The sequence below is a fragment of the Rhizobium sp. rho-13.1 genome (genome assembly GCF_007000305.1).
GTDB classification, from domain to species: Bacteria; Pseudomonadota; Alphaproteobacteria; order Rhizobiales; family Rhizobiaceae; genus Rhizobium; species Rhizobium rhododendri.
On sequence record NZ_SCFL01000045.1, the window covers coordinates 1 to 9512 of the forward strand.

General features: G+C 60.7%; 10 protein-coding genes and 1 pseudogene. 8 read left to right on the forward strand and 3 right to left on the reverse strand.

All coding sequences use genetic code 11. The features are described 5' to 3' along the window. The 4 genes and pseudogenes from EQW76_RS29180 to EQW76_RS28165 form a co-directional block, all read left to right on the forward strand. A pseudogene (locus EQW76_RS29180) lies at nt 1-1664 on the forward strand (hypothetical protein); the annotation flags it as partial. A 214-nt stretch (nt 1665-1878) separates the two neighbouring features. Further along, entirely contained in the window at nt 1879-3927 is a 2049-nt protein-coding gene (locus EQW76_RS28155; RefSeq protein WP_142832551.1) for a glycosyl transferase, read from the forward strand. Between the two features lie 114 nt (nt 3928-4041). Continuing rightward, entirely contained in the window at nt 4042-4818 is a 777-nt protein-coding gene (locus tag EQW76_RS28160) for a hypothetical protein (RefSeq protein ID WP_142832550.1), read from the forward strand. Nucleotides 4819-4970: 152 nt separating this feature from the next. Continuing rightward, nucleotides 4971-5219, forward strand: a complete 249-nt coding sequence (locus EQW76_RS28165; protein ID WP_111222036.1) for a hypothetical protein — start codon at nt 4971-4973, stop codon at nt 5217-5219. 51 nt (nt 5220-5270) lie between these two features. On the opposite strand, the gene EQW76_RS28170 is transcribed toward EQW76_RS28165, so the two are convergent. Next, complete coding sequence (locus EQW76_RS28170; protein ID WP_142832549.1) at nt 5271-5582, reverse strand: hypothetical protein; 312 nt, start codon at nt 5580-5582, stop codon at nt 5271-5273. 354 nt (nt 5583-5936) lie between these two features. Here EQW76_RS28170 and EQW76_RS28175 point away from each other — a divergent pair, with 354 nt between their 5' ends. Together EQW76_RS28175 and EQW76_RS28180 are read left to right on the forward strand one after the other, a co-directional pair. Next, nucleotides 5937-6179 (forward strand): hypothetical protein, encoded by a 243-nt coding sequence (locus EQW76_RS28175; protein WP_142832548.1) that lies wholly within the window; start codon nt 5937-5939, stop codon nt 6177-6179. An 11-nt stretch (nt 6180-6190) separates the two neighbouring features. Beyond that, nucleotides 6191-6406 (forward strand): hypothetical protein, encoded by a 216-nt coding sequence (locus EQW76_RS28180; RefSeq protein ID WP_142832547.1) that lies wholly within the window; start codon nt 6191-6193, stop codon nt 6404-6406. A gap of 57 nt (nt 6407-6463) precedes the next feature. On the opposite strand, the gene EQW76_RS28185 is transcribed toward EQW76_RS28180, so the two are convergent. Beyond that, nucleotides 6464-6859, reverse strand: a complete 396-nt coding sequence (locus tag EQW76_RS28185; protein ID WP_142832546.1) for a hypothetical protein — start codon at nt 6857-6859, stop codon at nt 6464-6466. A 215-nt stretch (nt 6860-7074) separates the two neighbouring features. On the opposite strand from EQW76_RS28185, the gene EQW76_RS28190 reads away from it, so the two are divergent. Continuing rightward, on the forward strand, nt 7075-7548 hold the full coding sequence (locus tag EQW76_RS28190) for a hypothetical protein (RefSeq protein ID WP_142832545.1): 474 nt from the start codon (nt 7075-7077) through the stop codon (nt 7546-7548). 55 nt (nt 7549-7603) lie between these two features. On the opposite strand, the gene EQW76_RS28195 is transcribed toward EQW76_RS28190, so the two are convergent. Further along, the gene (locus tag EQW76_RS28195) at nt 7604-7810 is read right to left on the reverse strand and encodes a hypothetical protein (protein ID WP_142832544.1); all 207 of its coding nucleotides are present in this window, start codon (nt 7808-7810) and stop codon (nt 7604-7606) included. Between the two features lie 376 nt (nt 7811-8186). Here EQW76_RS28195 and EQW76_RS28200 point away from each other — a divergent pair, with 376 nt between their 5' ends. After that, nucleotides 8187-9260: a DUF475 domain-containing protein gene (locus EQW76_RS28200; protein WP_143123505.1), complete on the forward strand. Its 1074-nt coding sequence runs from the start codon at nt 8187-8189 to the stop codon at nt 9258-9260. The last annotated feature ends 252 nt before the right edge of the window (nt 9261-9512 follow it).

Below are 9512 nucleotides of genomic sequence, written 5' to 3' on the forward strand. Positions count from 1 at the left end.
CTGCCCTGACCACCGACCAGACCCCTGGCCTGAAGAGCTCGCAGATCGCAGCCCTCTCGACCAAGCAGATCGTCGCACTTTCCACCGGTGACATCGCTCTCCTCACCACCAGCCAGATCGGCGCGCTCACCACAGCCCAGGTTGGCGCCCTGACCTCCGACCAGCTCGCCGCCCTCACGACGACGGAAGTTTCCGCCCTCAGCAGCAAGCAGATCGCCGCCCTGGACTCCAGCGACATCGCGGCCCTCTCCTCGGACGATATCCTCTCCCTGTCGACCGGTGCCCTGGCTTCGATCACCACCAAGGCCATTGCTGGCCTTTCCAGCGAGAACCTTGCCCTCCTCAGCTCCGACAAAATCGGTGCCCTGACGAGCGGTCAGATGGCGGCCCTCAGCACCGACCAGATCGCCGCCCTGACCACCGACCAGACCCCGGGCCTGAAGAGCACGCAGATCGCGGCCCTCTCGACCAAGCAGATCGTCGCACTTTCCACCGGTGACATCGCTCTCCTGACAACCAGCCAGATCGGTGCCCTGACCTCGGCTCAGGTCGGCGCCCTCACCTCCGACCAGCTTGGTGCCCTGACGACGACAGAAGTCGCCGCCCTCAGCAGCAAACAGGTCGCAGCGCTGGAATCGAACGACGTCGCCGCCCTCTCCTCGGATAACATCCTGGCTCTGACCAGCGGTGCCCTGGCTGCCATCAGCACCAAGGCTATCGCCGGTCTCTCCAGCGGCAATCTCGCCCTCCTCAGCTCCGACAAGATAGGTTCGCTGACGAGCAGCCAGGTCGCTGCCCTCAGCACAGACCAGATCGCAGCGCTCACAACCGACCAGACGCCCGGTCTGAAGAGCACGCAGATCGCCGCTCTCTCGACCAAGCAGATCGTCGCACTTTCCACCGGTGACATCGCCCTGCTGACGACCAGCCAGATCGGCGCGCTCACCACAGCCCAGGTTGGCGCCCTGACCTCCGACCAGCTCGCTGCCCTCACGACGACAGAAATCGCCGCCCTCAGCAGCAAGCAGATCGCAGCGCTGGAATCGAACGATATCGCAGCCCTCTCCTCGGACGATATCCTCGCCCTCTCGACCGGTTCGCTGGCCGCCATCACCGCTAAGGCGATCGCCGGTCTTGCCAGCGAAAATCTTGCCCTCCTCAGCTCCGACAAGATCGGTGCCCTGACGAGTGGCCAGATTGCAGCCCTCGGCACCGACCAGATCGCCGCCTTGACGACCGATCAGACGCTTGGGCTGAAGAGCACGCAGATCGCGGCTTTGACGACCAAGCAGATCGCGGCCCTGACAACCGCAGACATCGCCCTCCTGAACAGCACGCAGCTCGGCGCCCTGAGCTCCACTCAGATCGCCGCCCTGACAACCGAACAGGTCGAAGCACTGACCTCGACGGAAGTCTCGCAGCTAAGCAGCAAGCAGATCGCCGCCTTCGGCTCTGAAGACATCGCAGTGATGTCGACGGACGACATCGCTGCCCTAACAAGCTCTGGACTGGCGGCCATCAGCACCAAGGCGCTGGCCGGTCTGTCGACGGACGATATCGCGGCGCTGAGCTCCGCCAAGCTGTCCGCCCTCACCACGGCTCAGGTACAGTCGCTGACCACCACGCAGGTTGACGCGGTCATCGCCGCCTACAACGCAGTGTAATCCAAACGGCGCGGCGCAGGCCGCCCCGACAAGACCAGGACGCCGCGCAAGAAATTGCGCGGCGTCTTCTTTTGTAATGCCGGCTGCAAATTCCGTTCAAGGCTAGGCAAAGGCGAGCGCCAGCTCGACGCAAGCTAGTCTAGGTAGCAAGACGAAAGCGCCTTGTGCGCCGGCTCAAACGATGGCCGCCAGGCCGCATCTTCGTAGGATCGTCATGACCATCAATGTCGCATCGGCCACGGCTCAGCTCCCCCTGCTCACTAATGCGCTCGAGAAGGCGCGGCAACGACAGCTTGCTCTCGGCGATCTGTTCAACATCGCAACTATCCTTGGCAACGGCGGGCATCAGGCCCAGGCGGTCGAACTCTACAAGGGCTGGATCGCCTATAACGACGGCAATCCGCTGCTGCACCTCGCCTATTTCAATTATGCGGTCGCGGCCAACGTGATGGGCGATCGGGCGGGCGCAATCAATGCCTTTCGCGCGTGCCTCAAGCTCGATCCGCAGTTCGGCCCGGCGCATATCAACCTTGGCCGCGTCCTCGAGGACAGCGGACTGATAAACCCCGCCGTCGAGCAGTGGCGTTCCTATGCCGAGATCACTTCCGATATCACGGCCGACCGTCTCGGCCACCGGCTGATGACCCTCAAGCACATCGGCCGCGTGCTGGAAGGTGCCGGCAGGATGGAGGAAGCGGAAAAGGTCCTGTGGCAGGCCATGGAGCTTCAGCCCGAAAAGACCGACGCAGGCCAGCATTGGACATCGCTGCGTCAGCGCCAGTGCAAGTGGCCGGTGCTGGTCCCTTCGGAGCATGTCTCGCTTCGCCAGTTGCTGGATGCCGTCTCCCCCCTGACGCTAGGCTGCTACGCCGACGACCCGCTGTTCCAGCTTGCCAAGGCGCATCGCTACAACAAGTCGCTGATCGGGCAGCCCGATCTCGACGAGGCCACTGCCAACACCGTTCCGCGCCACAAAACAGGAACCGGCCAGCGTCTGCGCGTCGGCTATGTCTCGTCGGACCTGCGCGACCACGCAGTCGGCTTTGCCCTCAGAGAAGTGCTGGAGTTGCATGACAAGAGCAGCGTCGAGGTCTTCGCCTACTATTGCGGCGACCGGCGCACCAACGATGCAACGCAGGAGCGCATCAGGAACGCTGTCGATTGCTGGCGCGATATCGCCGAAATGAGCGACGCAGATGCCGCAAAGCTCATCGCCAAGGACAAGATCGACATCCTGATCGACGTCAACGGCTACACCAAGCTCGCACGCACCAAGATTTTCGCCTATCGCCCGGCCCCGGTGGTCGTCAATTTCTGCGGCTATCCCGGCTCGCTGGCCAGCCCGTTCCACCAGTATATCATCGCCGACGAGCACATCATTCCGCCCGCCAACGAGATCTACTATACGGAAAAAGTGCTGCGTATCGCCTGCAACCAGCCTATCGACCGCAAGCGCCAGATCGACGCGCGCCCGACCCGCGCAGAGGCCGGCCTGCCCGAGGATGCCTTCGTCTATGCCTGCTTCAACGGCATGCAGAAGATCACCGCCAACTGTTTCGACCGCTGGATGACGATACTGTCGGAAACGCCCGGCAGCGTGCTTTGGCTGCTTGCCGACGACGACACGGTCAACCAGCGGCTTCGCGAAATAGCCGCGAAAAGAGGCGTCGATGCCGACCGCATCATCTTCGCAGCAAAAGCGCCCAATCCCAAGCACCTCGCGCGTATCGGACTGGCGGACCTGTTCCTCGATACCTTCCCCTACGGTGCCCATTCGACAGCGGCCGATGCCATTACCGTCGGACTGCCGATCCTCACCGTCTCCGGCAAGACATTTGCTTCGCGCTTCTGCGGCAGCATCGTCGCCGCAGCCGGGTTGCCCGAACTGATCTGCGGCGGCCCGGACGAGTATGTCCGCCAGGCGATAGCCTTTGCGCATGATCGGGAAAGCCTGCAGGATGTCAGGGACAGGCTGCAGAGCCAGCGCGAAACGAGCGTGCTGCGCGACATCCCCGGCCTTGCACGCCGTCTCGAGCAACTGTTCTGGGAGATGCAGGACGAAGCCGAACGCGGCGAAACTCCCGTGCCGGATATGCGCAACCTCGAAATCTATTATGAAATTGGCGCCGACATTGTCCTGACCGACGTCGAGTTCGAGGACGAGATCGCCTACCGCAACCGATACCTCGAAAATCTCGGCCAGTTGAACGCCAACACACCCATTCCGTTCGATCGCCGTTTGTGGACCGAGCCCGCCGAGTAGCAGCCATCAGGAGAGGCGCACCGCCGGCCCCCTCCCTCGACACCTGGCGCCCCGTGATTGAACTACACTCTCGTCCAGAGCGCGTGATCGAGAGGCTTAGAGGAGGCATCGCTCGTGAATTCCGTGATTTTGGCACGATACAACGAATCCCTCGACTGGATTCATCAAATCCCGGATGATTTCGACATCATCATCTACAACAAGGGCGAGAAGATCGTCGCGCCCGAGGTGCTCGATCGCGCCTTCCGCATCATCGATCGACCGAATGTCGGTCGCGAATCGGAGACCTACCTTCATCACATGATGACGCAGGTGGGCAACGACCAGGACTTCACCGTCTATGCGCAGGCGGACCCGCACGCCCATAGCCCCGACTTCATCGAGCTTCTAAAGAACTGGCGCGACTGGGATGACGTGCAGCCCTTGTCGTGGTGCTGGATCGCCGAGAACAATATTCCGCCGATAGCCCTGCTGGACGACTACCAGGCCCAGCTCGGTGGACGGTTGCGCGTAAGGCCGGAGCGTTTTTCACTAACGGCCTGGGGCGCTCCCGAATTCGTCGATGCGGGCGCCAACGGCATGGGCATGGTCTATCGCATCCTCCACGGCCTTCCGGACGGCGGCAATATCGCAGCCCACTTCCTCAGGCACTGCAAACTCGATCACATCGCCGAAAAGGCCGACCGCCACTCTCTCGGCGTATTTTCTTATGGCGCCATTTTCGCAGCTCGGAATGCGCGCGTAGCGGCTATTCCGCCGATCTCGCTGAGGCTGGCGATCGACTTCTCAACTGCGGGCGTCGTTGCCCACGGCTACATTCTCGAGCGGATGTGGCTGCATATGCTGGGCGTAGATTTCATCCTGCCGAAAAACCAGCCGTCGAAAATATAGCAATCTGGACTGCAAAGTCGGCGCAAAACGCGCCGCCGCCGGCTCTGGCTGGCAACGCTTTTGGAGGTCCGGTTACTCGACAAATGTAACGCCTGCGCTTGACGATCGTCACCAGGTCGCCAAATAGCTGTTACATCAGATCGAGGAATAATATGACAGCTGACCTGGACCAGGCCATGACCGAATTCGTCCGCACGGCCGCAATGCACGTGCTTGAGATCGATGCGGAAGATCGGGACGACTATATCAACGGTCTACACGAAAGCTGGGTCAGCATCGGTCTGCAGTCGGGCATGGACGACGCTGCAGCCCATGAAAACGCCGATCTCCTGGCCGACAGCACCCGTGAAATGGTATCCGCGATCGAAAAGAGCGGAGGCGCAGGCGGTGGCACCGCCTGAACCAGGTTGACGTTGTAGCCACTCTCATCGTTTTATCGAGCGGCGCACCGCTTATCTATCGATGAAGTGGTCGAGCCCGAGCGTGATCGGCAGTGCGGAGTAGACACCGCGGTCGATGAAATTGTAACGGGCAAGGCAATTCCGCATGGCGACCGTATGGATGTAGCTGTGCACATCGCTGGAGCCGCGGTCGGGCCGGCTTGCTTCAACTGCGCAATAGTCCGACGCCCTGTCGAATTTTGCCGCGAGAGTTGGGGTCTGGTCGACGGGACCGCCAAAATAGTACTGATATTCGCCCGGGCTTGCAGCGGCCGAAACGCAAGCAAGACTTAAGGCAAGTCCCAATCCAAGCATAATCTTCATGATGGCTCTCTCTGTCACGACCGAACGGCACAATTGCCCGGTTCGGAATGCTGACCGCGCTCTTTTGTTCCATTGCAGGCGGCCAGCGCCTGATGTTACTAAGCCGCGGTTAAGGAGTTGTCCATGTCACGCGCCATCGTCTTTTCCATCATCATCATCATGGCCCTGCTGTCGATCGCCGGCAGCCTGATAGGGTCCGCGCGTCTAATGGGCTGGTTCTAAAACGCCAGCCGAGCACCGTTTTCGACGAAATATTTGAAGCCTGTGTGACAACGGAACATCCGCCCGTACCGACGCGTTGCCCTTGCAGTGATTGCCGCTGTCATAATCGAGCCGCGTACGCGAGGAAAGCCAATGCCGGGATTTCGCAAGATGATCGTCGTGACAGCCTTTGACCGCGATGCGGATGGCAGGCTCGAACCAGCCTTCGGCCCGCGACAGATGGAAACGGAAGAATCAGCTGTCTATGCTGCGCAGACGCTCATCAACGATCACGCCGGCGTGGTGGCATGGAGTCGCGAGGCAAACCCTGCCGTTGGCGAGGAAGGCCCGACGATCATCCTCTACCAGCATGGCCAGATCCCGGAATTCGATTGAGAGACGCCGCGATGACCACTTTGCCCAAAGATATCGACGAAGCCCTTGCGCGGTATATGGCAGACCACGGGCTAGGTCGTGATGCAGCCGTCTCGAAAATACTCGCTGAATGGCTCGGCGCCCATTATTACCTTGGCGACGACGGGACGGCACAACCCGAAGACACGCAGCAAACTGTGCAGTACCCGGAATTTATGGATGACGCGTCAGGCGGCGCAGGCGGCTAGAACCGCAGTGACGCCAAAACGGCATGCGCGCCTTTGAGCGCACATGCCGGAAAAACATCAATCGAGGTTTGGGCATCCGCGCACGTTGCCGAAAACCATCGCGTCCGGCCCGCGACGGGTGAAGCCGTCTACCGTTATCCGACGCGGAGATACGTCCACGACGTGGGCGTGCCGAAGCCCGTTGCGACTGGCCATGGCGACGGCCTGGCGAGGATCGCATCCGCGCCTTCCATAGTCGCGCGGCGGAGGGCGATCATAGTCAGGGCGCGGACGATGGTAGCCATATTCCGGCTGCGGAGCATCCTCGTCGTCCTGCTGGTAATCCGGCGGTGGCGGACGGTGGCGTCCGATTTCAAACTGGACGTCCTGCGCTGCGGCCACCGGCGGCAAGGAAACAACCGTGCCCCCCATCAGGATTGCGGCCAAAATGGCCGTCGAAATTCTCGTTGTCATGGTCCCCTCCTCATTGATCCCGACCTGCGGCGAACCGCGTCGAGCGATGATACCCTTTAATCTGTGCGGAATGAACGGGTCTGGAGCAACGCCTTCATTTTCCATTCATGTGCCTGCCTTTAAAGAAATTGCCCTTGCACCATATGGCTGGGCGTATGCATCGTGGTCGGCCTGATGCCGGACGACGCTACAAGTTGAAAATCGGAGACTTTTGAATGCGGACGACAAGCCTGGCACTGGTAACGACCCTGATCGCTCTTACGGCAGGCGCTGCCTCGGCGCAGACCTTTCCCGGCGGGCCCGGCGCCATCGTGCTTAAAGGCAAATGTGCCAAGCTGGTGGTCGGCAAGCTCGACGCTACGAAGAAGTGCAAGAATGAGCTTGCAAGCGTCACCGCCCCCAACGGCACCGTGACCTTCATCTTCACATCCGAGGGCAAGATGCTAGGCTTCGCCGGCGATGGCAAGACGATCAAGGCGGCATCGAACGGCAACGTCCGCCTGGCGCTGAACATGGTCGTTTCCGGCGCCGGCACGACCATGACCGGCCAGGTCAAGGCCGCGGGAACCTGCACCTTCGGAAATCCTTACAGCGGCAAGGAAGTGGCGATCGAATGCTCGGCGGAATCGAAGGATTCGAAGTTCACCGGCAGCTTCCGCACCGGTGGCGACGCATCCGCGAAGAAGTAGATTTCGCGGCGCCGGTTAGCCGGCGCCAGTTGGCCAGTTATCGTGCGACGATGCCTCAACCTTGCCGGTCGATCCGCTTCGACATGACGCCGCCGCTTATCGTTGCCGGCACGCGGAGATCGTCGCGCGGCGCCGACGAAAGGGTGAGATCCACATGGTGTGGCGGCAGGACTTGAGCCTTCCGCAAGGCGTTGGGTCGGCCGAATTTTCGTGGCTGCACCGCGTCGAATTTCGTACCTGTCTGTTGAGTGATATGCTCCATGACTGCCTCCTCCGCAATCCGGTTGCGGGATGCAACCTGAGGTTCAACGTCGACCTGTTGATTTGGTTCCCGCTCCGCTCTTGACCACGACGGCAATCTCCTTACCTATGAGGCTCTGCGGATCAAGGACATCTGCCGCGGATAACACTGGTGCCGGGCCCCTCTGGCGAGAGTTTTTACGGCGCTCTCGTGATGTCGGTACCGCCTGCAGACAAGCCGGCGGATTTATCCCCATGAACAAGCTGACCATGCTTTCCTCGCATGCCGTCGATGGCAAGCGACGTCTACGTGCATTTCGCCTTCCCGCGTTCCCAGCCCTACAGGTGCGCCCATGACGCGCCCGACATCAGGCTCAGGAACTGGCCAAGGATCAGGCATGCCCGTCCTTTCCTATTTCAGATGGGCGATCATCGTCACCGTCGTCGGGTTGATCGGCGGCGGATTTCTCGGCTGGAAGATGACGGGAACGCTGGGTGGCATGGCCACCGTGTTTTTCATCTGCGTCGTGCTTGCCGTCCTGGAAATCTCGCTCTCCTTCGACAATGCCATCGTCAATGCCAACAAGCTGAAGCAGATGACGCCTGTCTGGCAGCAGCGGTTCCTGACATGGGGCATCCTGATTGCCGTCTTCGGCATGCGGATCGTCTTCCCGCTGGCGATCGTTGCCGTCGCCGGCGAGATCGGCCCATGGGAAGCGCTGCGCATGGCGGCGGTCGAACCCGAACAATATGCCAGCATCATGAAGACAGCCCATCTGCCGATCGCAGCCTTCGGCGGCAGCTTCCTGATGATGGTGGGACTGACCTATTTCTTCAACAACGAGAAAGACGTCCACTGGATCGCTTTTCTTGAAAAGGCCATGGCGCGGTTTGCCACCATCAAGGGCGTCGAGATCTCGGTCGTGCTGATCACGATGCTGGGCTTTGCCGCGCTTCTCGACGGCGACGATGCCACTCGCTTCCTCTACGCAGCGATCTACGGCCTGCTGACATTCCTGCTCGTCGAAGTGCTCGGCGGCCTGCTCGATGCATCGCAGCGGACCATGAGCGAGGCTGCCCGAGGCGGCGTCGGCGCCTTCATCTACCTCGAGGTGCTCGATGCCAGCTTCTCCTTCGACGGCGTCATCGGCGCATTCGCACTGACCCAGAACCTGTTCGTCATCGCCATCGGCCTCGGCATCGGCGCAATGTATGTCCGCTCCATGACCATCATGCTGGTCGAGAAAGGCACACTTGCCGAATACCGGTACCTCGAACACGGAGCCTTCTATGCCATCCTCATCCTGGCGGTCATCATGTTCGTCCAGACGTTGGTTCATATTCCGGAAGTCGTTACCGGCCTCGGCGGCGCGGCCCTGATCGTCCTCTCTTTCTGGTCTTCGGTGCGCTATAACAGGCGTCACGAGAATAGCGCACACTCGACGAGCCTGCGTCCAGACGAAACGCCCTGAGACGGATCGAAGCAAGGTTTTGCGCAGGTCGGACTATGCCGAGATCGCAAACTGCCTTAACCTTGCCTTTGATTTAATGACATATTTCAAAACGAACGGTTGGAGAAACAGAAATACCCGGTAGAATCGCGCTGCTTTTGGCGGCTAAAAAGGGCCGCAGAGATTTGCGTTAGACGACCTTGCAGGAGTTTTGCAGGGCGGCCAGGGCGGCCTCGCCTGCAGAAATTCATCGACGACAAGTTTTAAAGAGGA